At 71.3% G+C, this 26986-nt stretch carries 24 protein-coding genes; 11 read left to right on the forward strand and 13 right to left on the reverse strand.

Annotated features, from left to right (window positions below):
* Positions 1–83: 83 nt before the first annotated feature.
* A complete protein-coding gene (locus ACFXKG_RS23120; protein WP_384842125.1) occupies positions 84–932 on the forward strand; it encodes a response regulator transcription factor in 849 nt (282 codons plus the stop codon).
* A gap of 531 nt (positions 933–1463) precedes the next feature.
* Here ACFXKG_RS23120 and ACFXKG_RS23125 read toward each other — a convergent pair.
* Positions 1464–2432 (reverse strand): helix-turn-helix domain-containing protein, encoded by a 969-nt coding sequence (locus ACFXKG_RS23125; protein WP_384842128.1) that lies wholly within the window; start codon positions 2430–2432, stop codon positions 1464–1466.
* 304 nt (positions 2433–2736) lie between these two features.
* Between ACFXKG_RS23125 and ACFXKG_RS23130 the strand changes: the two genes are divergently transcribed.
* Entirely contained in the window at positions 2737–2907 is a 171-nt protein-coding gene (locus ACFXKG_RS23130) for an SDR family oxidoreductase (protein WP_384842131.1), read from the forward strand.
* Positions 2908–3019: 112 nt separating this feature from the next.
* On the opposite strand, the gene ACFXKG_RS23135 is transcribed toward ACFXKG_RS23130, so the two are convergent.
* Together ACFXKG_RS23135 and ACFXKG_RS23140 are read right to left on the reverse strand one after the other, a co-directional pair.
* Complete coding sequence (locus tag ACFXKG_RS23135; protein WP_384842134.1) at positions 3020–3886, reverse strand: hypothetical protein; 867 nt, start codon at positions 3884–3886, stop codon at positions 3020–3022.
* Positions 3886–5160: a VWA domain-containing protein gene (locus ACFXKG_RS23140; protein WP_384842137.1), complete on the reverse strand. Its 1275-nt coding sequence runs from the start codon at positions 5158–5160 to the stop codon at positions 3886–3888. The genes ACFXKG_RS23135 and ACFXKG_RS23140 overlap by 1 nt, the downstream gene beginning before the upstream one ends.
* A 214-nt stretch (positions 5161–5374) precedes the next feature.
* Between ACFXKG_RS23140 and ACFXKG_RS23145 the strand changes: the two genes are divergently transcribed.
* A complete protein-coding gene (locus ACFXKG_RS23145; protein WP_384842140.1) occupies positions 5375–6403 on the forward strand; it encodes a LacI family DNA-binding transcriptional regulator in 1029 nt (342 codons plus the stop codon).
* Between the two features lie 302 nt (positions 6404–6705).
* Here ACFXKG_RS23145 and ACFXKG_RS23150 read toward each other — a convergent pair whose 3' ends face one another.
* Together ACFXKG_RS23150 and ACFXKG_RS23155 are read right to left on the reverse strand one after the other, a co-directional pair.
* Positions 6706–6927 (reverse strand): DUF397 domain-containing protein, encoded by a 222-nt coding sequence (locus ACFXKG_RS23150; RefSeq protein WP_384842143.1) that lies wholly within the window; start codon positions 6925–6927, stop codon positions 6706–6708.
* Positions 6924–7772 (reverse strand): Scr1 family TA system antitoxin-like transcriptional regulator, encoded by an 849-nt coding sequence (locus ACFXKG_RS23155; RefSeq protein WP_384842146.1) that lies wholly within the window; start codon positions 7770–7772, stop codon positions 6924–6926. Before ACFXKG_RS23155 ends, ACFXKG_RS23150 begins: the two co-directional genes overlap by 4 nt.
* Before the next feature lie 233 nt (positions 7773–8005).
* Between ACFXKG_RS23155 and ACFXKG_RS23160 the strand changes: the two genes are divergently transcribed.
* Entirely contained in the window at positions 8006–8632 is a 627-nt protein-coding gene (locus tag ACFXKG_RS23160) for a LysE family translocator (protein ID WP_384842149.1), read from the forward strand.
* Between the two features lie 58 nt (positions 8633–8690).
* On the opposite strand, the gene ACFXKG_RS23165 is transcribed toward ACFXKG_RS23160, so the two are convergent.
* The 5 genes from ACFXKG_RS23165 to ACFXKG_RS23185 form a co-directional block, all read right to left on the reverse strand.
* Positions 8691–9377 (reverse strand): pentapeptide repeat-containing protein, encoded by a 687-nt coding sequence (locus tag ACFXKG_RS23165; RefSeq protein WP_384842152.1) that lies wholly within the window; start codon positions 9375–9377, stop codon positions 8691–8693.
* A 176-nt stretch (positions 9378–9553) separates the two neighbouring features.
* Positions 9554–10705, reverse strand: coding sequence for an XdhC family protein (locus tag ACFXKG_RS23170; RefSeq protein ID WP_384842155.1), 1152 nt, complete (start codon positions 10703–10705; stop codon positions 9554–9556).
* A 56-nt stretch (positions 10706–10761) separates the two neighbouring features.
* The gene (pucD, locus tag ACFXKG_RS23175) at positions 10762–13146 is read right to left on the reverse strand and encodes a xanthine dehydrogenase subunit D (RefSeq protein WP_384842384.1); all 2385 of its coding nucleotides are present in this window, start codon (positions 13144–13146) and stop codon (positions 10762–10764) included.
* A 5-nt stretch (positions 13147–13151) separates the two neighbouring features.
* Complete coding sequence (locus ACFXKG_RS23180) at positions 13152–13712, reverse strand: (2Fe-2S)-binding protein (RefSeq protein ID WP_384842159.1); 561 nt, start codon at positions 13710–13712, stop codon at positions 13152–13154.
* A 2-nt stretch (positions 13713–13714) separates the two neighbouring features.
* The gene (locus ACFXKG_RS23185) at positions 13715–14614 is read right to left on the reverse strand and encodes an FAD binding domain-containing protein (protein WP_384842162.1); all 900 of its coding nucleotides are present in this window, start codon (positions 14612–14614) and stop codon (positions 13715–13717) included.
* Positions 14615–14895: 281 nt separating this feature from the next.
* On the opposite strand from ACFXKG_RS23185, the gene ACFXKG_RS23190 reads away from it, so the two are divergent.
* The gene (locus ACFXKG_RS23190) at positions 14896–16827 is read left to right on the forward strand and encodes a PucR family transcriptional regulator ligand-binding domain-containing protein (protein ID WP_384842165.1); all 1932 of its coding nucleotides are present in this window, start codon (positions 14896–14898) and stop codon (positions 16825–16827) included.
* Between the two features lie 112 nt (positions 16828–16939).
* Here the strand turns inward: ACFXKG_RS23190 and ACFXKG_RS23195 are convergent, their stop codons facing one another.
* Positions 16940–17413: a hypothetical protein gene (locus ACFXKG_RS23195; RefSeq protein WP_384842168.1), complete on the reverse strand. Its 474-nt coding sequence runs from the start codon at positions 17411–17413 to the stop codon at positions 16940–16942.
* 572 nt (positions 17414–17985) lie between these two features.
* On the opposite strand from ACFXKG_RS23195, the gene ACFXKG_RS23200 reads away from it, so the two are divergent.
* Complete coding sequence (locus tag ACFXKG_RS23200; RefSeq protein ID WP_384842171.1) at positions 17986–18756, forward strand: hypothetical protein; 771 nt, start codon at positions 17986–17988, stop codon at positions 18754–18756.
* Positions 18757–18795: 39 nt separating this feature from the next.
* Here ACFXKG_RS23200 and ACFXKG_RS23205 read toward each other — a convergent pair whose 3' ends face one another.
* The gene (locus ACFXKG_RS23205) at positions 18796–20622 is read right to left on the reverse strand and encodes an ABC transporter ATP-binding protein (protein WP_384842174.1); all 1827 of its coding nucleotides are present in this window, start codon (positions 20620–20622) and stop codon (positions 18796–18798) included.
* A complete protein-coding gene (locus ACFXKG_RS23210; RefSeq protein ID WP_384842177.1) occupies positions 20619–22403 on the reverse strand; it encodes an ABC transporter transmembrane domain-containing protein in 1785 nt (594 codons plus the stop codon). Before ACFXKG_RS23210 ends, ACFXKG_RS23205 begins: the two co-directional genes overlap by 4 nt.
* A 614-nt stretch (positions 22404–23017) precedes the next feature.
* Between ACFXKG_RS23210 and ACFXKG_RS23215 the strand changes: the two genes are divergently transcribed.
* The 5 genes from ACFXKG_RS23215 to ACFXKG_RS23235 are packed head-to-tail and all read left to right on the forward strand — an operon-like array spanning position 23018 to position 26955.
* Positions 23018–24220, forward strand: coding sequence for an ATP-binding protein (locus ACFXKG_RS23215; protein ID WP_384842180.1), 1203 nt, complete (start codon positions 23018–23020; stop codon positions 24218–24220).
* Positions 24217–24627 carry a roadblock/LC7 domain-containing protein gene (locus ACFXKG_RS23220; protein WP_384842183.1) on the forward strand — a complete coding sequence of 137 codons (411 nt, stop codon included), beginning with the start codon at positions 24217–24219 and terminating at the stop codon, positions 24625–24627. Before ACFXKG_RS23215 ends, ACFXKG_RS23220 begins: the two co-directional genes overlap by 4 nt.
* The gene (locus tag ACFXKG_RS23225) at positions 24624–25004 is read left to right on the forward strand and encodes a DUF742 domain-containing protein (RefSeq protein WP_365808176.1); all 381 of its coding nucleotides are present in this window, start codon (positions 24624–24626) and stop codon (positions 25002–25004) included. Before ACFXKG_RS23220 ends, ACFXKG_RS23225 begins: the two co-directional genes overlap by 4 nt.
* The gene (locus ACFXKG_RS23230; protein ID WP_384842187.1) at positions 24979–25569 is read left to right on the forward strand and encodes an ATP/GTP-binding protein; all 591 of its coding nucleotides are present in this window, start codon (positions 24979–24981) and stop codon (positions 25567–25569) included. The genes ACFXKG_RS23225 and ACFXKG_RS23230 overlap by 26 nt, the downstream gene beginning before the upstream one ends.
* 12 nt (positions 25570–25581) lie before the next feature.
* Positions 25582–26955, forward strand: a complete 1374-nt coding sequence (locus ACFXKG_RS23235) for a cytochrome P450 (protein ID WP_384842190.1) — start codon at positions 25582–25584, stop codon at positions 26953–26955.
* The last annotated feature ends 31 nt before the right edge of the window (positions 26956–26986 follow it).

Consider the following 26986-nt stretch of genomic DNA (forward strand, 5'->3'; position numbering starts at 1 on the left):
ACCGTTCACTAACATCGTGTAATCAGTGACGCAGGTCTCACCACCCCCGGACGGGGGTGGTGGCGCGGGCGGAAGGAAAAGGCATGGCCGAAGAGGGCACGCCCGAGGTGACCGAGGCGGTGGAGATGCGGGCCGCCCTGGGGTGGCTGCGCAGGACGACCGGGCTGCCCATCGCCTTCGGCGGGCTCCTGCCCGAGTCGGGACACCTGCGGATCGCCGAGCTGAACGGCGCGGCGACGGGCGCGCTGCGCACCCTGGCGATCTCCTCGGGCAACGGTCTGGGCGGCAAGTCGATCGCGCTGTCGCGGCCCTGCGCGGTGACGGACTACGCGGTGGCCCGGCACATCAGCCACGAGTACGACGCGGCGGTGGCGGCGGAGGGCCTGCGCTCGGTGCTCGCGGTGCCCGTGGTCGTACGGCGCAAGGTGCGCGGTGTCCTGTACGGCGCCCTGCGCAGCGCCCTGCCGATCGGCGAGCGCACCTTCGACGCGGCGGTGGCCGCCGCGCGCGACGTGGAGCAGGCGCTGGTCGTACGGGACGAGGTGCGGCGGCTGCTCGCGGTGACCCGGGAGCCGGCGGCGGGCCCGGACGCGTGGGAGGAGGTCCGCGCGGCCCACAGCGAGCTGCGCGCGCTGGCGCCCCGGATAGTCGACACGGAGCTGCGCGAGGAACTCCTCACCGTCTGCGGCCGCCTGGCGGGCGCGGCCGGCCCGGCCGACGCGCGGTCCGGGCAACCGCCGGCGCTGGCGCCGCGCGAGGTGGACGTGCTGGCGTGTGTCGCGGCGGGCTCGACCAACGCGAAGGCGGCCGAACTGCTGGGCCTGCGCCCGGAGACGGTGAAGGGATACCTGCGCTCGGCGATGCGCAAGCTGGGCGCGCACACCCGGCTGGAGGCGGTGGTGGCGGCGCGCCGGGCGGGGCTGCTGCCGTAGCGGCCGCCGGGCCGCGAGACCTCGGCCGCCGGGACGAGCCCCCGGGGGTGTGTCCCCGGGGGCTCGTTGCGCGGCGTGCGTGACCTGAGGGCGGAGTGACCAGCCGTGAGCGTTGTCCGCGACAAGGCGCCTGGGACGAAGCCCCTTACGCGCGGCTGCAGGCGGTCTGAGCATGGGAAGGGGCCACATCCCTGGTGTTCAGCAGTATGGCGATGCAGCTGGGGTGGGGGCCACCGAGAAACCGGCCGTAGCTGCATGCCGACCGGACCTTAGGTCCGACCAAGTAGCCCTTTCCCGCCAGGTAGTTCACGCACTGGCTCTGCGTGGCCTGTGCCGAGGTGGCCGTCACCATGGGCACTCCCACGGCTCCCACGGTCATCGCGAGAGCGACCAGCGCTCGTTTCATCTTCATGCTTCCCCCTTGTTGGCTCAGGGTGTTTCCCCAGAGGCGTGTGATGGTGACGGGATCGATCGTGCCGGGGTGTCGCCCGAGCGTCTTTGGCGTAGGGACCACACTGCTTGACGATGCGTCTATATCGCCGTCCCGAGCAGTCGCAGCTCCGTCGGGCCCGTGTCCGAGAAGCGTGTCCCGTGGGCCTGGTGACGGTAGTCGCGGGGTGAGAGGCCGTATGCGGCGGTGAAGGCGCGGGTGAAGGCCGCGTGGTGGGTGAAGCCCCAGCGGGTGGCGATGCGGTGGACAGGGGCCGTGTACTGGGTGCGGTCGGCCAGGTCGCGGCGGGCGTGTTCCAGGCGCTGGTGGCGTATCCAGGCCGAGACGGTGCGGTCCTGGTCGCGGAAGAGGGCGTGCAGGTGGCTGGTCGAGATGTGGTGCGCGGCGGCGATCGCGCCGGGGGTGAGATCCGGGTCGTGCAGATGGTGCTGGATGAAGGCCCGGATGCGCAGTGGCAGGCTCCGGTGGTGGGTCTCGGGCGGCAGGTCGTCGTCCGCGTCGAGGTGAGACGCCAGCGTGGCGGTGAACAGATCGATCAGGATCGTCTCCAGCCGCTGTTCATCGGCGGCCTTGTACGCATCACTGTCCTCGGCCAGGCGGGTCAGGAATCCGCCGAGCAGCGCACCCATCCCTTCCTGGGCCGGCAGCCGCCGGGTCAGCAGCCGGCCGACGGCGCCCACGGGCAGCGGCACGAGCGACTTGGGCACTTCGAGCCCCACGCCGCGGAGGGGTCCGTCGAACACACGGCATTCATAGGGCTGTGAGGTGTCGACGACATACATCTCGTTGGCACGGTGCACAGCCTCGCGCCCGGCTTGTGAGACGGCCATCGAACCGTTCATCGGCAGGGAGAGGTGGTAGTTCTCCGGATCGGACTGCCGGATCAGCCAGGGAGTCCGCCGGCAGCGCATCGGCTGCCGCATGGCTCCCGGCCAGATCGAGAGGGAGCCGAGTTGGAGGAGGCGCGTCTCCGCGTGGAACGGCATGTCGTTGCCGCTGTCCCCGTCCACGTTCATATCCATGTCCATGGGACACAGCAACTGGGTCATGCACTCACGCCAGTATCCGAATCGTTCCGTCGCAGGCACGCCCTCGGTCCGGAACACCGTCTCGATCAACGCCGTCCCCTCTCGTACGGGGCTCGAACACACGGCGCGCGGTTCGGGCGGCCACGAGGTTCCCAAGCTTCCACGGTGCACTCCTCCGGCGTTGTCAGGTGGCTATGCCTACGTGGACGGGACGGCTCCCCCAGGTTGTGACATGACCGAAGGTGACCTGCGTCCCCTCTCCCGCGCGGGCGGCTCACCTACGCCAATTTCCCAGACATGCCACCTCGCCTAAACAAAATTCCGAATGAGAAAAGACCGTTCGATTGAAAGGCATTCGGCGCATGCCGTCGGCCGGCCGCTGGGCAGGATCGGCACTCCCGAGGACATCGCCGCCGCCGTCACCTTCCTGGCGGGCCCGGACGCGGACTTCATCACCGGTACGGTGCTCACGGTCAACGACGGGGGCACCGTCTGAGCCAGCGGGGGGGGCGGCGGGGACGAAGTGTGCGGGCAGACTCCGATGTCACCGGAGTCTGCCCGCTGTCACCGGAGTCCGCCCGCCCGGTACTCGTCCGGCGTCGCCCGCGCTACGCGGCCGGACGGCGCGCGGGGCGCGCCAGGGTGTAGCCGCCGATGCCCGCGAGCGCGCCGAGCACGCCCCCGGCGACGGTCCACAGCCAGCGGTTCGACCACCGGCCGGAGGACCAGCCGTCCTCCGGCTCGACGCCGGAGGCGGCGAGCTGCGCGCCCTCGGCCGAGGCGCCGCCGCCCGCCTGCGAGACGGTGGTGCGGCCGGGCGTCAGCGGTACGGCCAGCTTGCCGTCGACCGCGTGGGCGCCGCCCTGGTCGGGGGTCTCGGCCTTGATCTCGGCCCGTACCGGCAGCCCGAGGTCCTTCTCGTCGGCGTCCCGGACGGTGAGCCGTACGTAGTAGCTGCCGGGCAGCGGATCGTTGGACCACGGCTCGGCCCACGCCCGTACGGTACGGAGTACGCAGCGCAGCTCGACGGTGTCCGCGGCGGCCGCGAGCGCCTTCGTCTGGGCGCCGTACATGCACGGCTGGCGACGGCGCAGGCCGTCGTAGACGTCCACCTGCCAGGTGGCCGCGCCCTTCCGCGCGGCGGCGGACTCGGGGAGCGTGACCTTGGCGGTGACGGTGGCGCGCTGCCCGATGTCCACGGGGAAGACCCAGTAGAGGTAGTCGCCCGAGGAGCCGTCCGCCGTCGCCGTCTGTCCCGGGCGGAAGGCGGTGGCCGTACGGAACGACGTACCGGCCTCGGTGGGTGCCCGCCCGCCCTCGGAATCGTCGGAGTCGGTGGCCTCGGCGGAGGGCGTGGGGCTGTCCTCCGCGACGGCGGCGCCCGCCGTGCCGAGGAGCAGGGTGCCCGCGAGGACGGACCCGGCGACCACGGACCGTACGGCCTTGGTGTGTGTGAACAGACCGGCGATACGCATCAGTTGCTCCAGACGATACGAAGGCGCGAGATCCAGCCCCAGAGCAGTCCGGCGAGCAGACCGGTCAGCGCCAGTACGCCGAGCAGCCACCAGCCGTGGCCGAGGCCGAAGGAGGCGACGTCGGACGCGGTGTCGGGCGCGTCGACGAGGTCGACGGTCAGCTCGACGGGCAGGCCCGGGGTGGTCTTGACGGAGGCGGGCGCGGAGAACGCGTTGCTGACCTGGAGGCAGACCGCCTCGGCGGCCGGCTTCTCGTCGGCATCGGCGTCGTCGTTCTCGGGCTTCGGGTAGCGCAGCCCGGCCGAGATCACGTCCGTACGTCCGTCGCCCGCTTCCGAGCCGCGGACGATCTCCCGGCCGTGGACGGTGACCGCGCGCAGCAGCACGCCGTAGTCCTGGTTGACGGCGCGGTCGGCGGCGATGCTCACCGAGGCGCGCAGCTCCTGGCCGGGGAGGACGTCCACCCGGTACCAGCGGTGCTCGGAGAACGTCTCGCGGTCGCTGTAGAGGCCGGGCTTGATCGTCGGGGCGTCGGCGCAGCGCGCGGCGCCCTCGGTCGCGACGGGGGTGACGACCGGGTCGGCGGCGCGGTCGACCAACTGCGTGACGCGGCGTGAGAGCTCGTCGGTGTGCTGGACGGAGGTGAAGGTGCCGCCGGTGGCCTCGGCGATGCAGGTGAGCTGGCGGCGGGTCTTGTCGTCGGGGACCAGACCCAGGGTGTCGATGGTGAGGTGGATGCCCTTGGCGGCGATCTCGCGCGCGACCTCGCAGGGGTCGAGCGGTGCGCAGGTGTCCTCGCCGTCGGTGATCAGGACGATACGGCGGGTGGCCTCGTCGTCCCCTTCGAGGTCCTGGGCGGCGCCGAGGAGGGCCGGGCCGATGGGCGTCCAGCCGGTGGGGGCGAGGGTGGCGACCGCGGTCTTCGCCTCCGTACGGTCCAGCGGCCCCACGGGGTAGAGCTGCTCGGTGTCCTTGCAGCCGACCTTGGTGTCCTTCCCGGGGTAGTTGGCGCCGAGCGTCCGGATGCCCAGCTCCACCTCCTGCGGAACGGCGTCGAGCACCTCGTTGAACGCTTGTTTCGCAGCCGTCATCCGGGACTGGCCGTCGATGTCACGGGTCCGCATCGAGCCGCTGACGTCGAGGACGAGATCGACCTTCGGCGCCGGCTGACCGGTGGGTTCGTCGGCGGCGGCAGCGGCGGGAGGAAAGAGTCCTACGGCCAGGGTGGCCACCAGACCGCACACGGCGGCTGCCGACCGTTTACTTATGATCATCGCCGGATGATAGTGATAGTGCACCCGGGGGGACAAACGGAAACTGACGGACCGTCAGCCGCTTTCCGGGAGATGACGGACCGGTGTCTCCCGGGCCACGGGGTATACACCTCAGGGTGATTTCGTGCATGGGAGCGCTCCCAGTGGTTGGATGACTGAAGCCCGTGCCCTGCGCACCGATCAGGCCGGGTTCAGGCTGACTGGAGGTCGCACGATGGTGACGAAGGCACGCACGGGCCAGCCCACCCTGGAGGAGGTCGCCGCGCTCGCCGGCGTCGGCCGGGGCACGGTCTCCCGCGTCATCAACAACTCACCCCGCGTGAAGGACACCACCCGCCACCTCGTCGAGCAGGCGATAGCCCAGCTGGGCTACATACCCAACCGCGCCGCCCGCGCGCTCGCGGGCAGCCGTACGGACGCGGTCGCGCTGGTCATACCGGAGACGGAGAAGCGGTTCTTCGCCGAGCCGTACTTCTCCGACATCGTGCACGGCGTGGGCGACGGGCTGGCCGACACCGATCTCCAGCTGCTGCTCACGCTCGTCCGTACCGAGAGCGAGCGGCAGCGCTTCCTCCAGTACGCGCGGGCCCGCCGGATCGACGGCGTCCTGCTGGTCTCCGTGCACGGCGACGACCCACTGCCCGACCTCCTCGCGGAGATGGAGATGCCGACCGTCCTGAGCGGCCGGCGCTCCGGCGAGGAGTCGGTGTCGTACGTGGACTCGGACAACGTGGGCGGCGCCCGCGCCGCCGTGCGCCACCTCTGGGAGTCCGGACGGCGCTCGATCGGCACGATCACCGGGCCGCTGGACATGTACGTGGCGCAGTGCCGGCTCCGGGGGTACGAGGAGGCCGTACGGGACACGTCGGGCGGCGGCCCCGGTCCCACGTGGATCGCGCACGGCGACTTCACGGAGGAGAGCGGACGCCGCGCGATGACCGAGCTGCTGACCACGAACCCCGGCATCGACGCGGTCTTCGCGGCCTCCGACGTGATGGCGGTGGGCGCCCTGCACGCGCTGCGCGCGGTGGGCCGCAGAGTCCCCGAGGACGTGGCCGTGGTGGGGTTCGACGACTCCCCCATCGCCCGCCACACCGACCCCCAACTGACCTCCGTACGGCAGCCGGTGGAGGAGATGGGCCGCACGATGGCCCGGGTGCTGCTGGAGATGATCAACGACTCCTCGGCCGCCTGGCAGCACGTGGTGCTCCGCACCGAACTGGTACGGCGGACCTCGGGGTGACCCGCCGGGCGGCCCCCCGGCAATCCGCCGCCCCGCGCACCGGCCGGCAGCGGCCAGGGCCCAACCCCGCGTCTCAGCAACGGTCTTGACAACGGTCGACGCCTCGACAAGGCTCATGGGAGCGCTCCCACACCGGAGGAGGCGGTTCCTTCCATCGCCGCCCCGCTCGGACTGCCGTAACCCGGCGCGGGGGCGCGTCCCTGCCCACCAGGCGGGGCCGGCGCCGTTCCGTCCCGCATCCGTGGGGGACGCGGGACGGAACGGCGCCCGACGGGCCGCCCCTCGGCGCGCCCGCGGCGCTGTCAGGCGCCTATGCCTTCCCGACCGCTCGCGAACCCGACGAACGTGCCCCATCCCGGGTCCGCGATGCGCAGGACTGGGCCGTCGGTGTTCTTCGAGTCACGGACACGTACCGCGCTGAGGTCAATCGCAACCTCCACACACTCGCCGCCGCTGGTGCCGCTGTAGCTGCTCTTGATCCAGGCCAGGTCGGAAGGACGGTCCGGAGACTGGTTGTTACTCATAGCTCTCCCATGACGCGCTCGATGAGACGTGCCGACTCTCCAATGTTGAGGGCCTGCGACCGGAGCATTCCATAGCGCAGTTGGAATTCGCTGACCTGGTGAGCCTCGGAGATCACTACACCGGTGTCCTGCGCCTCGATGTACGCGACGTTGCGGTGCTGCGCAGTCTCCACGAGCACCATGGAACCGTTGAGGCCGGCATGCGCGCCGAACGATGTCGGCATGATCTGCACTTGGACATTGCGCGCCTCGGCGCGCTCCAGAAGCTGCTTGAGCTGCCGCTTCATCACCTCCGCACCGCCCACCGGCCTCCGAAGGACGACCTCCTCGATCAGGAAGACCGACACGAGAGGCGGCTTCTCGCGCTTCAACAGCGCCTGGCGGTCGAGCCTGGCCGCCAAGCGCTCGTCGATGGTTTCGGCATCCAGCGGCGGGAAGTGGGCTGTCAGCAGTTCGCGCGCGTACTCCTCGGTCTGGAGCAGCCCAGGCATGACGTATCCGCCGTACCAGAAGAGGCTGACGGCCTCCAACTCGATCAACGCGAAGTTCTGGAAGAACGCCGGCAGTCGCGCCAGATCGACCTCGTCCTGCAGCACAGTCAGCGCGCCACCGGTGTTCAGTTCCTCGTCCGCAGCGCCGGTGAACGCCGACTTCGCAGGCCGCCGCCCCTGCTCGATCGACGCCACCTGCTCGTACGAGTACCCGACCGCGTCCGCGAGTTCCTGCTGCGTCAGCCCCGCCCGCTCACGGAAGAGCTTGACCAACTTGCCGTAGCCGACCCAGATGCCGGGTCGGTCGTCGGCCTGTGACCGTTGCTTCTTCTGGCGGCTGCCGTTGCTCCTCATGCGCCCTCACACCCCAACGTATCGATGTGCGAATGGTGTTCACGTACACAACGTGGGACACCCCGCCACGTCACGACCCGCGACCCGTACAACGGCGCACCCGCCCCGTACACCTCGTACCGGTACGTGCGTCCGTCCCGTCACGCTATCCGCGTAACGGACCAATCACCGTAGGGAGTCGTGAACTCGCCAACCGCCGTCAACCCAGGTCCCGCGCTGCGTAAGCTCGTTGCGTGCAATGGCATCTGGTATTCGGCTTCGTGGCCGCAGTCACTCCCCTGACATTGATCCCTGGCACGAGCTTGACGCTGGTCACGCATCAAGTGGTTGCGGGTGCGCGGTCCGATGGGGTGCGCGCCGCATTTGGCTCGGTATGCGGGCTCTTGGTCCACGCGACGTTTGCCGCGGTCGGCCTGTCTGCCCTCGTCATGTCGTCGGCCCGGGCACTGACGATGGTGAAGCTCCTGGGCGGTATCTATCTCATCTGGTTGGGCATAACCACGTGGCGTTCAGCACGTCGAGGCGTCGAATCAACGACCGGCAGGCGATGGCGCCTGCCGTGGACCCACCTGGGGGGATTTGGCCAGGGTTTGTGGTCCAACGTCCTCAATCCCAAGGCCGCGTCGGTCTATCTCACCCTGGTGCCCCAGTTCCTGACCTCCAGCCGCCCCATCGCGCCCCAGATCGCCATGCTTGCGGTCGTACACACAGCCGTCGTGCTGGTATGGCTACTGTTCTGGGTGTCCGTGGTCGCCGCCGCGCGCTCGGCAATCGACACACATCGATTCCGGCGTGGGATGACTCGCCTGGCGGGAGCCGTGCTGGTCGCCTTCGGGGTTCGCACAGCGGCAGCGAGCTGAGCCCGCGCGATCTCCAGTCCGGAGTACGCGGGCTACCTGCCGGTCACTGCCTGACGGTCTACGGCTCGAACAGGATTCCCGCTTCGCGGGCAAGGCTCAGAGCCAGCTCCATCGCCCCTGGGCCTTGCACCGTCGCCCCCTTGAGACTGGCGCCGCCGCCTACGTCGATGAGGGTGCAATTCTCGAAGCGGACGACGCCCATTTTTGCGTTTGCGAACTGCGCTCCGGTGAGGTCGCAGTTTTCGAAGCGCACGTTGTGCATTTCGGCTGCCTGAAAGTCGGCTCCGATCATTTTGCAATCGCTGAATACGACGCTGTAGAGCTTCATATGCCGGTACATTGCAGGGCTGATTTGACACCCTTCGATGCGCACGTCACGGAATGTTCCAGACTTCCATGACGCCCCGGTGATGCGGCTGCCGGTGACGTGACAGCGGATGAGCGAGACGTCCTGCGTGACCAGTTGAGCGAAGTCGCAGGTCTCGAACCGCGAGTCGCTGAACTGGGTTTGCCGCAGGTCAGTGCCAGTGAAGCGCACGTTTTCGAAGCTGCATCCCTCGGCTTCGAGGGCTTCGACCGAGAGACCGACGAAGCTGGTCCCGTCGTACCTCACCCCCCTGATGACTGCATCGTGTTCGAATTTGTCACGGGGCATCTCCGCCAATCGTGGATTCGCCGAAAGCTTGGGCGCTGCGGGGTTCTTGAATCTCGCGTTCCTCGCGCCCTTCCGAGCGATCTGAGCCATGCGATTAATCCATTCTCGGGGTTCCTGAGACGCAGCACAGTCTAAGGGAAAAGGCTGTCCACTATCGCCAGTCGATCAGCTTCGGGGCGAATCTGAATCCGACATTCGGAGAGGACGCCTTGCGCCGTTTCCCTTCCGCTCCCCCGTTCTGTACCGGCGCCCGACGGACCGGCCGGTCAGGCGGCGGACCCGAGCCGGCGGCGCCCCGCGCGTGCCCCGTCGTGGTGGATCGGGGTCCGGGCGTCCGTCAGCGGGGCGCCGGTGCCGCCTCGCCGGGTGGCGACGATTTCCGCCGCGATGGACAGGGCGGTCTCCTCGGGGGTACGGGCGCCGAGGTCCAGGCCGATCGGCGAGTGCAGCCCGGCCAGTTCGGCGGCGGTGAGGCCGGCCTCGCGCAGGCGCCGGTCGCGGTCGGCGTGGGTCCGCCGTGACCCCATCGCGCCGACGAAGGCCACGGGCAGCCTCAACGCCAGCTCCAGGAGCGGCACATCGAACCTGGCGTCGTGCGTGAGCACGCAGAGCACCGTACGGGCGTCGACCTCGGTCCGGGCGAGGTAGCGGTGCGGCCAGTCCACCACGACCTCGTCGGCGGCCGGGAACCGGTCGCGCGTGGCGAAGACGGGCCGCGCGTCGCACACCGTCACGTGGTAGCCGAGGAACTTTCCCGCTCCGGCCAGCGCGGCGGCGAAGTCGACCGCGCCGAAGACGATCATGCGCGGGGGCCGGGTGCTCGTCTCGACCAGCAGTGTCAGGGGCCGCCCGCAGCGCGCGCCCCGCTCGCCGATCAGGACCTGGCCCGTGGAGCCGGTGTCCAGCAGGGCGCGTGCCTCGTCCGCCGCCGTGCGGTCCAGCTCCGGACGGCCGCCGAAGCCGCCCTCGTACGAGCCGTCGGGGCGTACGAGCAGGGCGCGGCCGAGGAGTCCGGCCGGTCCTTCGGTGATCCGCGCGAGCGCCGCGGGCTCCCCGCGCGCGGCGGCGCCGAGGGCCTCCGCGAGCACCGCCCCGGCGGGGGTGCGGGGCCGGAGCGGGGTGATGAGGACGTCGATGACACCGCCGCAGGTGAGTCCGGCGGCGAAGGCGTCGTCGTCGCTGTATCCGAAGCGCTCCAGGACCGTGTTCCCGTCGCGGAGCGCCTGCCGGCACAGCTCGTACACGGCGGCCTCCACACAGCCGCCGGAGACCGAGCCGATCACCGCGCCCTCGCCGTCGACGGCGAGGGCGGCGCCCGGCTGCCGGGGCGCGCTGCCGCTGACGGCCACGACGGTGGCGACGGCGATGTCGCGGCCCTCCCCCGCCCAGCGGTGCAGCTCTTCGGCGATGTCCAGCATGTCGGTCGGTCTCCTCGGGGCGGGGCAGGGCGGGAACGGGGCCGCACCAACGGGTGTCAGGTGCCGGTGAGGTGTTCCGGGCGTACGGGCGTACGGTTCAGCTCCAGGCCCGTTGCCGCGCGGATCGCCGCGAGGACCGCCGGGGTGGACGAGAGGGTCGGCGCCTCGCCGACGCCGCGCAGCCCGTACGGCGCGTGGTCGTCGGCCAGTTCCAGGATGTCGACGGGCATGGTCGGCGTGTCGAGGATCGTCGGGATCAGATAGTCGGTGAAGGACGGATTGCGCACCTTCGCCGTGACGGGGTCCACGATGATCTCCTCCATCACCGCGACGCCCAGCCCCTGCGTGGAGCCGCCGTGGATCTGGCCGAGGACGGAGAGCGGGTTGAGCGCCTTGCCGACGTCCTGCGCGACGGCCAGTTCGACCACCTTGACCAGCCCGAGCTCCGTGTCGACCTCCACGACCGCGCGGTGCGCGGCGAACGAGTACTGGACATGGCCGTTCCCCTGTCCCGTACGGAGGTCGAACGCCTCGGTCGGGCGGTGCCGCCACTCCCGCTCCACCTCGACCGCCTCGTCCTCCAGGACGTCCACCAGGGCGGCCAGCACCTCGCCCCCGTCGGTGACGACCTTGCCGTCCTCCAGCAGCAGTTCGGCCGTGGCCCAGGCCGGGTGGTACATGCCGAACTTGCGCCGGCCGATCTCCAGGACCCGCTCCCTGACGTGCTCGCAGGAGTTCTTGACGGCGCCGCCGGTGACATAGGTCTGCCGGGAGGCGGAGGTGGAGCCCGCCGAGCCGACCCGGGTGTCCGCCGGAACGATGGTGACCTGGGTGACGCCGAGTTCGGTACGGGCGATCTGCGCGTGGACGGTGACCCCGCCCTGGCCGACCTCGGCCATCGCGGTGTGCACGACGGCGACGGCCACCCCGCCCACCACTTCGAGCCGTACGCGCGCGGTGGAGTAGTCGTCGAAGCCCTCGGAGAAGCCGACGTTCTTGATGCCGACCGCGTAGCCGACGCCGCGCACCACCCCCTCGCCGTGCGTGGTGTTGGAGAGGCCGCCGGGCAGCGCCCGTACGTCGGCCTCCTCGCCCGCCACCAGCCACTGCCGCTCGGGCGGGAGGGGGCGGGCCTTGACGCGGCGCAGCAGTTCGGCGACGGGCGCCGGGGAGTCGACGCGCTGGCCGGTCGGCAGCAGGGTGCCCTGTTCCATGGCGTTGATCCGGCGGAACTCCACCGGGTCCATGCCGAGCGCGGCGGCCACCTTGTCCATCTGGGCCTCGTACGCGAAGCACGCCTGGACGGCGCCGAAGCCGCGCATCGCGCCGCAGGGCGGGTTGTTGGTGTAGAGGGCGAGAGCCTCGATGTCGACGTCCTCCACGGCGTACGGTCCCGCCGAGAGGGAGGCCGCGTTGCCGACGACGGCCGGGGAGGACGAGGCGTACGCGCCGCCGTCGAGGACGATCCGGCACTTCATGTGGGTGAGCCTGCCGTCGCGCGTCGCGCCGTGCTCGTAGTGGAGCCTGGCCGGATGGCGGTGGACATGGCCGAAGAAGGACTCGAAGCGGTTGTAGACGATTTTGACCGGCCTGCCGGTGCGCAGCGCGAGCAGGCAGGCGTGGATCTGCATGGAGATGTCCTCGCGGCCGCCGAAGGCCCCGCCGACGCCGGAGAGCGTCATGCGGACCTTCTCCTCGGGGAGGCCGAGGACGGGCGCCATCTGGGCGAGGTCGGCGTGCAGCCACTGGGTGGCGACGTAGAGGTCGACGCCGCCGTCCTCGGCGGGCACGGCTAGGCCGGACTCGGGGCCGAGGAACGCCTGGTCCTGCATGCCGAAGACGTAGTCGCCGGTGATGATCACATCGGCGCGTTCGGCGGCCCGGGCGGCGTCGCCGCGGATCACCGGCTGACGGTGGAGCACGTTGGGGTGCGGGACGTGGCCCGCGTAGTGGTCGGTGCGGTGCTCGTGGATCAGCGGGGCGCCGGGGGCGGTCGCGGACGCCTCGTCGGTGACGACCGGCAGGTCCGCGTAGTCGACCCGGATCTTCGCGGCGGCGCGGCGGGCGGTCTCCGGGTGGTCGGCGGCGACGAGGGCGACCGGCTCGCCGTGGTGCCGGACCTTGCCGTGGGCGAGGACGGGGGTGTCCTTGATCTCCAGGCCGTAGTGGGTGACGGCGGCGGGGAGGTCCTCGTACGTCAGCACGGCGTGGACGCCGGGGGTGGCCAGTGCCTCGGCGGTGTCGATGGAGCGGATCTCGGCGTGGGCCACGGTGGAGCGCAGGGTGTGGCCCCAGAGCATGTCCTCGTGCCACAGGTCGGAGGCGTACGCGAACTCGCCGGTGACCTTGAGGGTGCCGTCGGGGCGGAGGGTCGACTCGCCTATGCCGCCGCGGGTGCCGGAGCCCTGGGTGAGGCTGGTGGGGATGCCGGTGGTGGCCATGGCGGTCACACCGCCCTTTCCTGGCGGGCGGCCTGCCGGGCGGCCGCGAGGCGGACCGCGTCCAGGATCTTCTCGTACCCCGTGCAGCGGCAGAGGTTGCCGGAGAGGGCCTCGCGGATGTCGCCGTCGCTCGGGGAGGGGTGGCGCTCCAGCATCTCGTCGGCGGCGACCAGCAGCCCGGGGGTGCAGAAGCCGCACTGAACGGCGCCCGCTTCGACGAACGCCCGCTGGATCGGGGCGAGTTCGTCGCCGTCGGCGGTCTCTTCGGCGGCCGTCCCGTGGGCGGCGGCGGTCCCATTGGCAGCGGCGGCGCGTTTCCTGGCGTGGTCGGCCAGGCCCTCGACGGTGAGGATGTCCCGCCCTTCGGCCTGCCCGGCCGCGACCAGGCAGGCGCACACCGGGACGCCGTCGAGCCGTACCGTACAAGAACCGCATTCGCCCTGCTCACAGGCGTTCTTGGCGCCCGGCAGGCCCATCCGCTCGCGCAGCACGTAGAGCAGGCTCTCGCCCTCCCAGACGTCGTCGGCCTCCTGCTCGCGCCCGTTGACCGTGAAATGGACACGCATGGTTACGCAGCTCCTTCGAGTCCGCCGGGGCCGTGACCGGAGGCCCGGTACCGCTCCCAGGCCCAGCCGAGCTGACGGCGGGCCATGATGCCGACCGCGCGCCGCCGGTAGGGGGCGGTGCCGCGGACGTCGTCGATGGGGTTGCAGGCGGCCGCGGCGAGGTCCGCGAACTGCTTCACGATCGACGGTGTGATGACCTTTCGGCTGTCCCAGAAGCCGCCCTCGTCGAGCGCCGCGTTCAGGAACAGCTCGGCGTCGCGCGCCCTGACGGGGGTGGGGGCGGCGGAGCCGATGCCCGTGCCGACCGTACGGGTGCGGGGGTGCAGCGCGAGCCCGAAGGCGCAGACGGCGATGACCATCGCGTTGCGCGTGCCGACCTTCGAGTACTGCTGCGGTCCGTCCGCCTTCCTGATGTGGACGGCCCTGATGAGTTCGTCGGGCGCGAGCGCGTTGCGCTTCACACCGGTGTAGAACGCGTCGATCGGGATGCGCCGGGAGCCGCGTACGGACGCGACCTCCACCTCGGCGCCCGCGGCGAGCAGCGCCGGGTGCGCGTCGCCCGCCGGGGAGGCGGTGCCGAGGTTGCCGCCGACGCCGCCGCGGTTGCGGATCTGCGGGGAGGCGACGGTGTGCGAGGCGAGGGCGAGACCGGGCAGTTCGGCGCGCAGGTGCTCCATGATGCGGGTGTACGGGACGGACGCGCCCAGCGCTACCTCCGTCTCGCCGACCTCCCAGTCGCCCAGTTCGCGGATGCGGTTCAGGTCCAGGAGGCGGTCCGGCCGCCGGTGGTCGAAGTTGATCTCGACCATGACGTCGGTGCCGCCCGCGATGGGCACGGCGGTGGGGTGCTCGGCCTTGGCGGCGAGCGCCTCCTCCCAGCTTCCGGGACGAAGGAAGTCCATGAGTGGCTCTCTTCTTGGAGCGGCTGGAGCGGCACGTGCACGGCGGTCGGCCGCGGAGCGGCTGCCCACCAGTACACAAGCCGCCGACGCGCCCGGTGCAGTCACCGAAACCATGAAGGAGTTGGCTGGTCCGCCACTCCGTCTTGTAGATTCGAACGAATGATGGGGTTCCGGTAACCGAGAGGTCTTCCCATCGCAACGTAAGGCACTTCCGGTGGGGTGGCAGCTCCGCGCGAGCGGCCCCCGGACAGCGGACGAGGAAAGAGATCGGCGGCGACACGATGCGGCTGCGCGCACTGCTGGAGACCGACGCGCTGGGGCTGCGGCTGCTCGGCGGCGAGGACGAGCTGGACCGGACCGTGCGCGGGGTGATGACCACCGACCTGCGGGACCCGAGCCGCTATCTCTCGGGCGGCGAGCTGGTCCTCAGCGGCCTCGCCTGGCGCCGGGGGGCCGAGGACTCGGAACCGTTCGTACGGATCCTCGCGGGCGCCGGGGTCGCCGGGCTCGCGGCGGGCGAGGCGGAGCTGGGCGACATCCCCGCCGACCTGGTCGCGGCGTGCGCCCGCCACCGGCTGCCGCTCTTCGCGGTGCACGAGAAGGTCGCGTTCGCCACGATCACCGAGCACGTGGTCCGCCAGGTCTCCGGGGTGCGCGCCGGGGATCTGGCGGCCGTGGTGGACCGGCACCGCCGGCTGATGACCTCGGGTCCGGCGGGCGGCGGCCCCGAGGGGATACTCGGCCTCCTCGGCTCCGATCTCGACCTGCGGGCCTGGGTGCTCTCCCCCACCGGGCGGCAGATCGCGGGGTCCGGCGCGCCGCTGCCCGCGGCGCGGGCCGCCGCGCTCGCGGGCGACCATCTCTCCGCCGCGCGCGCGGGCCTGCGGAGTCCGTACCGTACGGCCGTCGACGGCGTCGTGTACTCCCTCTTCCCGGTCCGTGCGCAGGGCGGCGGCGCGGCCGGGGCGCGCGGGGCGGCGCTGGCCGACTGGCTGCTGGCGGTCGAGGCGGACGCGGGCGAGTGGCCGGAGGAGCGGCTCGACCTGCTCCAGGGCGTCACCCAGCTCATCGCGGTGGAGCGGGACCGGCGGGACGCGGCCCGTACGGTACGGCGCCGGCTCGCCCAGGAGGTGCTGGAGCTGGTCCAGGCGGGCGCGGCCCCCGCGGAGACGGCAGCCCGGCTGCGGGTGGCGGCCCCGGTCCTGCTGCCTGGGCTCAGCGGGGCCGTGCCGCACTGGCAGGTCGTGGTGGCGCGGATCGAGTGGGCGGAGCCGGAGGCCGCAGGAGGGGGCGGCGACGGCGCCCCGGTGGTGCGGGCGCTGCTGGAGGAGATCCTGGCGGGACCGGTGGGACCTGCGGGACCGGTGGGACCTGCGGGACCTGCGGGACCGGTGGGACCTGCGGGACCGGTGGGACCTGCGGGACCGGTGGGACCTGCGGGACCGGTGGGACCTGCGGGACCGGTGGGAACCGACTCGGGGGACCGTATCGCGGTAGCCCACATGGGTGACGAGGCGATCGCGCTGGTACCGCTGACGGCTGCGGAGGGGGAGGGCACGGGGACACCGGCGCCGGACCCCGTCCGACCGACGGCACCGGGAACGGCTCCGGCCACTTCGGCACCGGCACCGGCACCGGGGGCCGCTCAGCCGACGGTGCCGGGGGCGGCCTCGGCGCGGGTGCCGGACGCGGCGGGCGGTACGGGGCCGGCGGATCCCCGGCTGCACGCGGAGGCGCTGCTGGCCGCCGTACGGGCGCCGCTCGCCGCGGGGCTCGGGGACGACGGCCGGCTGACGCTCGGTGTGAGCGCCGCGGTGCACTCCGCCGAAGGGCTCAGGGGCGCCCTGGAGGAGGCCCGGCACGCCCGCCGTGTGGCGGCGGCCCGTCCGGGCCGTGTCTGCGCGGCCGGCCACCACGAACTGGCCTCGCACGTCCTGCTGCTGCCGTTCGTCCCCGACGACGTACGCCGGGCGTTCACCGCGCGGCTGCTGGACCCGCTGCGCGACTACGACCGCCGCCACCGGGCCGAACTGATGGCCACGCTGGAGGCGTTCCTCGACTGCGACGGCTCCTGGACCCGCTGCGCGGCGCGACTGCATCTGCATGTGAACACGCTGCGGTACCGGGTGGGCCGGATCGAACAGCTGACGGGGCGCGACCTGTCGCTCCTGGAGGACAAGTTGGACTTCTTCCTGGCGCTGCGCATGAGTTAGGGCCGCGACCGGCACCAGGACCCGCCGTTCGGACCGGGCTCACGGTCCGGTCCGAACGACAGATCCTGGGCGCCGGGCCGCCGCGCCGCCGGGCCCCGCCGCCGAACGGCCGTCAGGACCTGCGGAAGCTGTCGACCGGGCCGCCGAAGCCGCCTTCGGGGCCGGCCCAGTCGATCGCCAGGGCGTCCTCGCCCTTCATCTTGACGGTGCCCGCGCCTCGCCCTCCGTCCGTGCCGTCCCCGCACGACAGGGTCAGGGAGGGTGCGTCCGCCCCGCCCTTCCCGGCCGTGTCGAGGGTGCCGGTGCAGTCGAGCTTCGGGCCCTTGGCCGTGACCTTGCCGTCCGCGACGGTCAGGGTCTCCAGGGCGTCGTCGGACGTCGCGTCCACGATGGACTTCCAGGACCCGGCGGCGCGGTCGGTGAGCGTGCCCCCGGCCGGGGTCTCGGGGCTCGGCGCCGCCTCCCCCGCCCCGGTGTCCGACCCCGCGCCCGTGCCGGTGCTCGCCGCGCTCGCCTTCGGATCCGCCGTGTCGCCGTCACCGCTTCCACAGCCGACGAGCACCAGTCCCGCGACGATCGTGGCCACCGAGGCAACCGTCCTGTGTACCGCCTTGCGCACTTCTCTCCCCCTCCGTTGACTGACCGGACCCACAAGCTAACAGCCGCTGGTCAGACGCCTTTTGCGGGCGGCGATCAGCACGCGACCGCCATACCTTCACCACGCACCGGCCACGTCTGCGCCACGCGGACCACCTCATGGACCACCCCAGGCACCACCTCACGGACCGCCGTGCGCGCTGTCGCGTCCCGTTGACCGCCGTCACCCGAACCGGCCATGGGGCGTTCGGCGGCCGGAGCCTGCGGGAGCCGCGCCGGGCCGTGGCGGGCGGTGACCGGCGGCTGCCGCCCGGCCTCGTCCCGGGGCGGGGCGATCGCCCCAGGTGGCAGGGGTGACGGCCGCGGCTCCTGCCCCGTACGGCCGGAGAGGGGCCACCACGGGCACCCGGGCCGCGCGCCCCCAGTACCACCCCCGGCGCTCAAGTGATTGTGAATTTTTTCACCTGACCTATTGGCCCGGCGTGCTGATCCATGCTGAGATGCGTCCACACTCAACAGCACAATGGCGCGCTTGGGGAGGGCAATGTGGCGTATACCGCCATGTCCGGTTCCGGAACCACCGCTGGTGACGACCCGCTCCAGACCGCGGTATGGCGGCTGCGCTCACGCGGTTGCTGGACCGACGCGGCCGCGTTGCTGGCGCCGCACGCCAACTCCCCCGACCCGGCGCTCCAGCGGGCCGCGCTGCTCGTGGAGCGCTGTCTGTTCACCGGCGACGGCTGGCCGGAGGCCGAGGACGCGCTGCGCGCGGCGGAGGCGGCGGCCCGTGAGGACCACGAGCGGGGCGCCGCGGCGTGCGAACGGGGGCATCTCGCCTACGCCTCGACCGTCCTCGGCGTCCGGGACCGCGCGGACGAGGCGCGCTCGGCCCTGGGACGTGCCGCCGCGCTGCTGGACCCGACCGAGCCGGGCCGCGCCCTGCTCGACTTCCGGCGCGGGCTGGTTGCCGAACACCTCTCGGACTCCCCCCAGTCGGCCCGCGCCGCGTACCGCAGGGCGCACGCCGCGGCGACGGCGCACGGCCACACACTGCTGCTCTCCTTCACCTGGCGCCATCTCGCCGGACTGGCCCTGAGAGAGGGCGAGTTGGCCGAGGCGCGACACGGTTTCGGCGAATCCCTGCGGATCCGGGAGGAGTTGGGCTACCTGGTCGGTACGGCCCCGGCGCTGGCGGCGCTGGCCGACGCGGAGCCCGAACCGGAGGCCTCCCGCCTGCGCGCCGAGGCGGCCCGGCTCTTCCGCCTCCTGGGCGGCGTCCCCACCTGGCTCGCGGAGCAGCTCACGCCGTCGCCCCCGGCGCCGGTGGCCTGACGGGGCCGAGGCCGGGGGCCTGACGGGGCCGGGGGCCGGCTACCGCGACGCGTCCCCGTGCCATGAACCCCACAGCTTCGCGTACGCGCCGCCCTCGGCCACCAGCGCGTCGTGCGTGCCCAGTTCGGTGAGCCGGCCGTCGTCCATCACGGCCACCCGGTCGGCGTCGCGCGCCGTCTGGAGCCGGTGGGCGATGGCGATGACCGTACGGCCGTCGAGGACCGCCGCCAGCGCACGTTCCGCGTGGCGCGCGGTCGCCGGGTCGAGCAGGGCGGTCGCCTCGTCGAGGATCAGCGTGTGCGGGTCGGCCAGCACCACGCGCGCCAGGGCCAGTTGCTGCGAGCGGGCGCCGTCCAGTTCGACCCCGCCCGCGCCCAGCACGGTGTCGAGGCCGTCCGGCAGCTCGTCGGCCCAGTCCGCGCCGACGGTGGCGAGGGCCGCGCGCAGCTCCGGGTCCGTGGCGCCGGGCGCGGCGATCAGGAGGTTGTCCCGGACGCTGTCGAGGAAGACATGGTGTTCCTGGGTGACCAGGACCACCTGGCGGCGCAGATCCTCGGGGTCGAGCGCGGCGATCGGCACCCGACCCACCGTGACCGAGCCCTCCCCCGGCTTCTCGATGCCCGCCAGCAGCCTGCCGAGCGTGGACTTCCCGGCGCCGGAGGGTCCGACGACGGCGAGCCGTTCGCCGGGCCGTACGGTCAGATCGACACCGCGCAGCACGTCGCGCCCGCCGTCGTACGCGTACCGCACACCGGTGACCTCGATCCGGTCGCCGTCCGGAACGAGGCGCCGCCGGGCCGGGCTCCCGGGCCGGTGACCGCCCGGCGTCTCCCCCAGCCCTTCGACCCTGGCGAAGGACGCCCCGCTGCTCTGCACCTGCTCCACCCACCGCAGGATCTCGTCGAGCGGCTGGTCGAGCTGGCGCATGTACAGCGCGCAGGCGACGACGGCCCCGAGACTCACCAGGCCCTGGTCGTGCAGCGCGCCTCCGGCCAGCAGGACCGCCACGACCGGGACGATGTACGAGGCGTCGACCGCGGGGAAGAGGACGCTGCGCAGGAACAGGGTCCTGGTACGGGTGCGTTCGCACCGCTTCACCGCCTCCTCGCAGGCGTCGAGGCGGCGCTGCTGGAGCCCGAACGCCTCGACCGTGCGCGCGCCCGCCGCCGTCGCCGAAAGGATCTCCGCCAGCGCCGAGTTGGCCTCGCCCTCCGCCAGGTACGCGGTGTGCGCCCGGCGCAGGTACCAGCGGGTCGCGAACCAGATGCCGACCAGGCCGATCAGCCCACAGGCACCGAGCGGCGGAGCCAGGGCGACGACCGCGCCCAGGATGAACAGCACCTGGATCCCGGCGATGAAGACGTCCGGGCCCGCATCACGCAGTGTGGTGCCGACGGCGGTGACATCGGTGGTGCCGCGCGCCGTCAGATCACCGGCGCCGGCCCGCTCCACCACGGGGGCGGGCAGCCCGAGGGCCCGGTCGACGAACTGTTCGCGGATCCGCGCCGAGGTCCGTTCGCCGAAGCGGTGTCCGACGTAGCGGGCGTACCGGGTCAGCAGGAGCTGGGCGAGCGCGCACACCAGGATGATCAGCGCGTACCGGTCGACGGCGGCCACACCGCCACCGTCCCGGACGGTGTTGACGATGCGGCCGAGCAGCCAGGGGCCGGCGAGACCGGCCACCGCCGCGAGGGCGTTGAGGCCGATCGCGGCGGCGAAGGCGCGTCCGTCCTGGCGCACCAGCGCGAGCGCGGCACGGCGTACCCGCGGCGGATCGGCCACGGGCAGTCCGGCCGGCGTTCTCCGGGCGCTCTCCGTCCTCTGCTCGCCTTTCTCCCTCTTCTTGTTCTTCTCGCCCGCGGTCATCGCACGGCCTCCTCGTACCGGTCCGGCTCGTCGTCCTCCGTGCCGCGTGCCACGAGGGCGCGGTAGCCCGCCTGTTCGGCGAGCAGTTCCCGGTGGGTGCCGACCGCCTCCGTACGGCCGTCGACCAGGTAGTGGACCGTATCCGCGTGCTCCAGCATCAGCGGGGAGGTGGTGGTGACGAGGGTGGTGCGGCCCGCCCGGGCGGCGCGCAGCCCGGCGGCGAGCGCGGCTTCCGTGTGGGCGTCGACGGCCGAGGTGGGTTCGACGGCGATCAGGATCTCGGGGTCGGCGAGCAACGCCCGCGCCAGCCGAACCCGTTGGCGCTGACCGCCGGAGAGGTTACGGCCCTGGCCGAGGAGGTCGGAGTCGAGGCCGTCCGGCAGGCCGAGGACGATGTCCTGGGCCGCGGCGGCGGCGATCGCCGCTTCGACGGCCTCGTCCTCGCGGCGTCGGCGGCCCTCGACGGCGTCGCGGAGGGTGCCCGCGAAGAGGTCGGCCTCGTTGTCGGCGACGAGGACGCGGTCGCGGATGTCGCGGAGGGGGATCGTGTCGAGCCGGGCCCCGCCCCAGGTCGCGCCGGAGGCGGTGAACCGGCCCAGCCGGTCGGCCACTTCCATGGCGTCCGAGGGGCGGGCGCCGACGAGCGCCGTGAGGCTCCCGGGCGTCACCTCGACGCCGGAGGCGGGATCGCGCAAGGGGGCCGGGGACGCGGGCGCCCGCCCCGGCGTACCGCCGTCGTCCCCGTCGGCCGGATCCGCGCCGGCTCCGGAACGCGCGTCCGCGTCGGCCTGTTCGGGCTTCAGTTCCAGGAACTGTACGACCCGCCGCGCGCAGACCAGGCCGCGGCTCACGTCGTAACCGCCCTCGATGAAGAACCAGACGGGGACGACGAGAACGGCCGTGTAGCCGTACACCGCGACGAGTTCACCGAGGGAGATCTCTCCCCGGGCGGCCAGCCGCGCCGCCAGCCAGGTCACGACGGCCAGGAAGAGCGCGGGCAGGCCGACGCCGAACGCCGCGATCCAGCTGGTCACGGCCCCGACCCGGTACCCCTCGTCCCTGAGGCGCCCGGAGTCGCGCCGGTAGCGCGCCGCGTACACGTCCTTGCCGCCGAGTCCGCCGAGCACGCGCAGCCCGCCGACGATGTCGACGAAGCGTGCGGCGAGCGCGCCCTGCCGCTCGCGGTACGCCGCCTCCCTGCCCTGCAGCCGCCCCAGCAGCGGGCCGAGTACGACCGCGAGCAGCGGTACGCCGAGCAGCACGACGGCGGCGAGGACCGGCGACACGGACATCAGGAGCCCGGCGACCACGACGTAGGCGAGGGCCGCGCCGACGCCGGGGCCGGTGACAGTCAGGGCCTGGCTCATCGCGATGACGTCGGATATGCCGATGGTGACGACTTCTCCGGCCGTGATCCGGTGCGGCAGTGTGGCGCCGAGCGTGGTCGCCTGGCGGACCACGACGCGTACGGTGCGGAACGTGGCGTCCATCCGGACCCGGGTCATGGTGCGGTGCCGCGCCAGGCCCACCAGCGCGTTGGCCGAGCCGACCGCGAGCAGCGCGCCGCTCCAGCCCCACAGGGCCGGCCCGTCTCCCGGTGCGAGGCCGTCGTCGATCGCCCGGGACAGCAGGTACGGCGGGAGCGTGAGGCCGGCCATCCAGACACTGCCCCACAGCGCGCCGGCCGCCACCCGTCCCCGCTGACTGGTCACCAGCCACCACAGGTAGCGCGCGGCGCTCCGCCGGTCCGGCGTGCCGGGATCCTTGTATGTGTCACCCATTCCCGCACCCTAACGAGACCGCCGCCGGGACTCCTCCGAATTGACGGCGGCAGGGACCGGGGCACGGGCCGGTCGAGGGGGCCCACAGGTCCCCACACCTCTCCACACGATCGCTCACGGTCGCGCACGTCCCCACACATCACCACGACCTCCCCACGACCTCCCCATCACCTCATCACGGGCGTGCCTCCGGCATGTGACAGCCCATGGCGCAAAAGGGAGGTTTACCCGCAAGGGCAGGCAACGACACGGGGCCGGACGGGCCTCCGACCGGCGCCCAACGATCACCAACGACCCCAAAAGGGAAACACCGCTGAATTACCGTCAGACGCCAGAAAGAGAACAGAACGACCTGGCCGGAGGCACATGCCGTGGTGATAAGATCGCCGAGCTTGCCAAGTGGTGCCAAACCCGCTATGGCATAGAAGGAAAGTCAGCGCATCGGCCCAGAAATCCGCCGTCCCGGGGAGAACTATGCCATTAGCCGGGCCTTTCAAGGCAGTCCGGCAGGCGAGCGTGCGCGGCCTATCCCGTATGTCTGTGACCGCGAGCCATTCTCAACGCATTCTCCAGACATTCAGTACCCGGTGGCCTACTCGCCCGAAGAGAGCCTTATGACGCAATACCTCCAGGATCCAGCGCTTTGGGGTCTCATCGCTGGTACTCCTCTCGCCGCGACCGCGATCATTCGCGGTAGGAAGTCAATTGCCGAGCTGAGAAAGGAGAAACAAGAGCTCAAGGCGCATTACGCGAATCTTGAGGACCATTACGCCGAGGCCGTCGAAGAGGCCAAGGACAGGGCGGAAGAAGCCACCAAGACCGCGCTGAAGTCGGCGATGCGAACGCTTCAGGGTCTGGCGAGCGAGCAGCAGCTCGCCATCACCAAGCTTCAGGACAAGTACGGGGAACTCCAGATTCTCCAGGACCTCCTCGACATCGACCACATGAACTCGCAGTTCGCGCGGCGCGCCCAGTCCATCGCCGTTCTCTGCGACGGATGGCTGGGCCGGCAGCGCGCCGCCGCGTCGCTCTACGACGTGGTGCGCAGCGCCAAGGGCCGTATCCGCCACTTCACGCGTGTGGAAATCCGCGCCCAGAGTAATTTCGCGATCGTCAGCCGGGCGGTGGAGCCCGTCGCGCTCACGCTCGCCGAACTCCTCGACAACGCCACCAGTTACTCCGCGCCGGAAACGATCATCGAGATCAACATCCGGCCGGTGCCCAAGGGCGTCTGCATCATTGTCGACGACGCAGGTGTCGGCATGAACGAGGAGGAGAAGGCCAGGGCGGCGGGGCTGCTGTCGAGCGAGCGTTCTCCCGGCGTATCGGGTCTCGGCAATCCTCCGCAGTTCGGTTTCACCGTGATCGGTGTGCTGGCCGCGCGGTACGGCTTCACCGTGTCCGTGGATTCCACCTCTCCCTACGGCGGGGTGCGCGCGGTCGTGCTGCTGCCCGAGGAGCTGCTCACCGCCATGCCGGAGCCCGAGGCCAAGCCCGCTCCCCAGCCCGAGCCCAAGCCCTCGCGGCGGCCGGAGCTCAAGCCCGCGCACCGGCCCGAGCCCAAGGAGTTCCCCACCGTGGCCGCGTCCTCCCCGATGCCGCCCGAAGAGACTCCGGCGGCGCCCACGACCACCTTCGGGGGTCTCCCCAAACGCCGTCGCCGAGGCGCGATCTCGATCGTTCCGGCCGCCGAGACCACGGAGGCGCCGACTCGTGACCACGAGCAGGCCGCTTCCGTGATGGGCGCGTTCCAGCGCGGAACGCAGTCCGGCCGCCGTTTCAACAACACAAGCAGTGAAGGGCATGAGAATCAGTGAATTACGATCTGTCATGGATGCTTGACAGTGCTCTGGAAGTGCCCGAAGCACGTCACGCGATTCTCGTCTCTGCCGACGGTCTCCTCATGGCTCGTTCCAAGGAAGTCGGCAAGGACCACGCCGACACCGTCGCCGCCGCGATGAGCGGAATGCAGTCGTTGAGCCGCACCCTGGCCGAGTTCTGCGGAACTCCGCCGAACAACCGGCCCCAGTGGCGACAGACGGTGGTCGAATTCGACCACGGCTGGGCATTCCTCATCTCGGCCGGCGAGGGCGCCTATCTCGGCGTATCGGCAACACCGGAGGTGGACATGGCCGAGATCACCTTCCGCATGCAGCAGCTCGTCGGCCAGCTCGGCAAGGCCTTGACCAGTCCCCCTCGCGAGATTGCTGATACGAAAGCATGACCACACCAGAAGAGCCGGATCAGGAACCAGTCGCCCCGCAATTAGTACGTCCGTATGTCATCACCAACGGCCGCAGTCTGCTCGATGACCACGAGTTCTCACTGATCACGCTGGTCACGACGGTTCAGGACACCCCCAGAGCGGGACATCTCGACCCTGAGAAGCGCGATCTTCTGGAGTTGTGCGCGGGTGGCCATCTCTCCGTCGCCGAAATAGTCGGACACACCCAGCTTCCTGTCGGGGTCGTGAAAATTCTGCTGTCCGATCTCACGCAGGAGGGGTACCTCGTCACCCGTGCCCCCATACCTCCCGCGAAGCTGGTCGAGCGGCACATACTTGAGGAGGTGCTGAATGGCCTTCAAGCCCGTTTTGGATGACGGCGTCTATCTGCGTGAGTCGGTACAGACCGCCGCGAAGATTCTTGTGGTCGGGCATTTCGCCGTCGGCAAGACGACATTCATCGGGACCATGTCCGAGATCCCTCCGCTGCGCACCGAAGAGGTGATGACGCAGGCGGGCGAGGACATCGACGACCTCAAGGGCACGCCCGGCAAGACCACCACGACGGTGGCGATGGACTTCGGCCGCCTCACCCTCAGCGACCGGCTGGTCCTCTACCTGTTCGGCACGCCGGGCCAGCAGCGCTTCGTCCAGGTGTGGGAGGACATGACCCGGGGCGCCCTCGGGGCCCTGGTCCTGGTCGACCCGGAACGGCTGGAGGAGTCCTTCCCCGTGATGGACCTCGTCGAGCACTACGGCATCCCCTACGCGATCGCCGTGAACCGGTTCGACGACCGGCCGAACCACGGGGACCAGGAAATCCGGGAAGCGCTCGACCTGCTCCCCGAGACACCCCTCGTCAGCTGTGACGCGCGGGACGAGCGTTCCTCGGCGAACGCTCTCATCTCCCTCGTCCGTTACCTTCAGTCACGCCTCAACTAGGAGCTTCGGCAGATGCAATCCCCTTCGGATTTCCCCTCCCCGCCACCGGGCTGCCCGGCGCACAACAGCGGGCAGGGGATCCCCCTGTACACGCAGGAGTTCGCCAGGGACCCGGACGCGTTCTACACCTACATGCGGCACTTCGGTCCCGCCGCGCCCGTCGAACTGGCCCCGGGGGTGGATGCGTCACTCGTCACGGACTACGCCGCGGCGCTCCACGTCCTCCAGAACCCCGACACCTTCGTCCGTGACTCGCGCCGCTGGCGTGCGCTCAACGAAGGCCGGATTCCGCAGGACAGCCCCATCGTCCCGATGATGGCCTACCGTCCGAACTGTCTCTTCTCGGACGGCGCGGAGCACATGCGGGTGCGCCAGGCGGTGACGGAGTCGCTCGGCCGGGTCGACACCCACCGGGTCAGCCGGCACGTGGACCGCGTCGCGCGCTACCTCATCAGCCAGTTCACCAGCCGGGGCCGGGTCGACCTGGTCACCGACTACGCGCAGCTCCTCCCGCTGCTGGTCTTCAACGACCTCTTCGGCTGCCCGGCGGAGATCGGCGACCGGCTGGTCTTCGGCATCGCCAGCCTCATGGACGGCGTCGACGTCGAGAAGGCGAACGAGGTGACGACGCAGGCTCTGCTGGAGCTGGTCGCCCTCAAGCGCGCCCAGCCCGGCGACGACATCACCTCCTGGCTGATGCAGCATCCGGCGCGGCTCACCGACGAGGAGATGATCCATCAGCTCATCACCCTCGTGGGCGCCGGCAACGAGCCGACGCAGAACGTGATCGGCAATGCCCTGCTCCTCCTGCTCTCCGACTCGAAGTACGCCGGTGACCAGAACGGCGCGGGTCTCCTCGTCGAGGACGCCATCAACGACGTGCTGTGGAACAGCCCGCCGATAGCCAACTACGCCGTGCACTACCCGGTGTACGACGTGGATCTGTCCGGAAGCAAGCTGGACGCGGGCGACCCCGTGGTCATCAGCTTCGCGGCGGCCAACACCGATCCGAGCCTGTCGACGAGCCGTCAGACGCTCAGCAAGCGCGCCCACCTCGCGTGGGGGGCGGGTCCGCACGCCTGCCCGGCCAAGGACCTCGGGATGCTCATCTCGGTGCTGGCGATCGAGAAGCTGCTCAACAGCCTGCCGGATGTCGAACTCAGTGTTCCCGCCGACAACTTGACCTGGCGGCCCGGCCCGATCCACCGCGCGCTCAATACGCTTCCCGCGCGATTCACACCGGTACGGAAACAAGAGGCGCCGTCGCCTTCCCGCACCCCGGGCACCCTTCGTACACCGGGCGCTGCCGCACAGCCCGCCGAACATCGGGGGCGTGCGCAGAAGGGCGGCTTCTGGAGCGGCTTCCTCACGTGGTGGAAAGCGTGAGATTGGCTACAACACCGAGTGACTGACTGCT

It is taken from the genome of Streptomyces sp. NPDC059255, assembly GCF_042752355.1.
In the GTDB taxonomy this organism is placed as follows: Bacteria; Actinomycetota; Actinomycetes; order Streptomycetales; family Streptomycetaceae; genus Streptomyces.

Excerpts from the sequence above, each read along its gene's own strand:
- ACFXKG_RS23140 (WP_384842137.1), bottom strand. The coding sequence starts at position 5,160 with ATGATCATAAGTAAACGGTCGGCAGCCGCCGTGTGCGGTCTGGTGGCC.
- ACFXKG_RS23170 (WP_384842155.1), bottom strand. The coding sequence starts at position 10,705 with ATGCTGGACATCGCCGAAGAGCTGCACCGCTGGGCGGGGGAGGGCCGC.
- ACFXKG_RS23235 (WP_384842190.1), top strand. The coding sequence starts at position 25,582 with ATGCAATCCCCTTCGGATTTCCCCTCCCCGCCACCGGGCTGCCCGGCG.
- ACFXKG_RS23190 (WP_384842165.1), top strand. The coding sequence starts at position 14,896 with ATGCGGCTGCGCGCACTGCTGGAGACCGACGCGCTGGGGCTGCGGCTG.
- pucD (WP_384842384.1), bottom strand. The coding sequence starts at position 13,146 with ATGGCCACCACCGGCATCCCCACCAGCCTCACCCAGGGCTCCGGCACC.
- ACFXKG_RS23130 (WP_384842131.1), top strand. The coding sequence starts at position 2,737 with ATGAGAAAAGACCGTTCGATTGAAAGGCATTCGGCGCATGCCGTCGGC.
- ACFXKG_RS23215 (WP_384842180.1), top strand. The coding sequence starts at position 23,018 with ATGACGCAATACCTCCAGGATCCAGCGCTTTGGGGTCTCATCGCTGGT.
- ACFXKG_RS23120 (WP_384842125.1), top strand. The coding sequence starts at position 84 with ATGGCCGAAGAGGGCACGCCCGAGGTGACCGAGGCGGTGGAGATGCGG.
- ACFXKG_RS23205 (WP_384842174.1), bottom strand. The coding sequence starts at position 20,622 with ATGACCGCGGGCGAGAAGAACAAGAAGAGGGAGAAAGGCGAGCAGAGG.
- ACFXKG_RS23180 (WP_384842159.1), bottom strand. The coding sequence starts at position 13,712 with ATGCGTGTCCATTTCACGGTCAACGGGCGCGAGCAGGAGGCCGACGAC.
- ACFXKG_RS23155 (WP_384842146.1), bottom strand. The coding sequence starts at position 7,772 with ATGAGGAGCAACGGCAGCCGCCAGAAGAAGCAACGGTCACAGGCCGAC.
- ACFXKG_RS23165 (WP_384842152.1), bottom strand. The coding sequence starts at position 9,377 with ATGGCTCAGATCGCTCGGAAGGGCGCGAGGAACGCGAGATTCAAGAAC.
- ACFXKG_RS23135 (WP_384842134.1), bottom strand. The coding sequence starts at position 3,886 with ATGCGTATCGCCGGTCTGTTCACACACACCAAGGCCGTACGGTCCGTG.
- ACFXKG_RS23185 (WP_384842162.1), bottom strand. The coding sequence starts at position 14,614 with ATGGACTTCCTTCGTCCCGGAAGCTGGGAGGAGGCGCTCGCCGCCAAG.
- ACFXKG_RS23145 (WP_384842140.1), top strand. The coding sequence starts at position 5,375 with ATGGTGACGAAGGCACGCACGGGCCAGCCCACCCTGGAGGAGGTCGCC.
- ACFXKG_RS23150 (WP_384842143.1), bottom strand. The coding sequence starts at position 6,927 with ATGAGTAACAACCAGTCTCCGGACCGTCCTTCCGACCTGGCCTGGATC.
- ACFXKG_RS23200 (WP_384842171.1), top strand. The coding sequence starts at position 17,986 with ATGTCCGGTTCCGGAACCACCGCTGGTGACGACCCGCTCCAGACCGCG.
- ACFXKG_RS23125 (WP_384842128.1), bottom strand. The coding sequence starts at position 2,432 with ATGACCCAGTTGCTGTGTCCCATGGACATGGATATGAACGTGGACGGG.
- ACFXKG_RS23225 (WP_365808176.1), top strand. The coding sequence starts at position 24,624 with ATGACCACACCAGAAGAGCCGGATCAGGAACCAGTCGCCCCGCAATTA.
- ACFXKG_RS23210 (WP_384842177.1), bottom strand. The coding sequence starts at position 22,403 with ATGGGTGACACATACAAGGATCCCGGCACGCCGGACCGGCGGAGCGCC.
- ACFXKG_RS23230 (WP_384842187.1), top strand. The coding sequence starts at position 24,979 with ATGGCCTTCAAGCCCGTTTTGGATGACGGCGTCTATCTGCGTGAGTCG.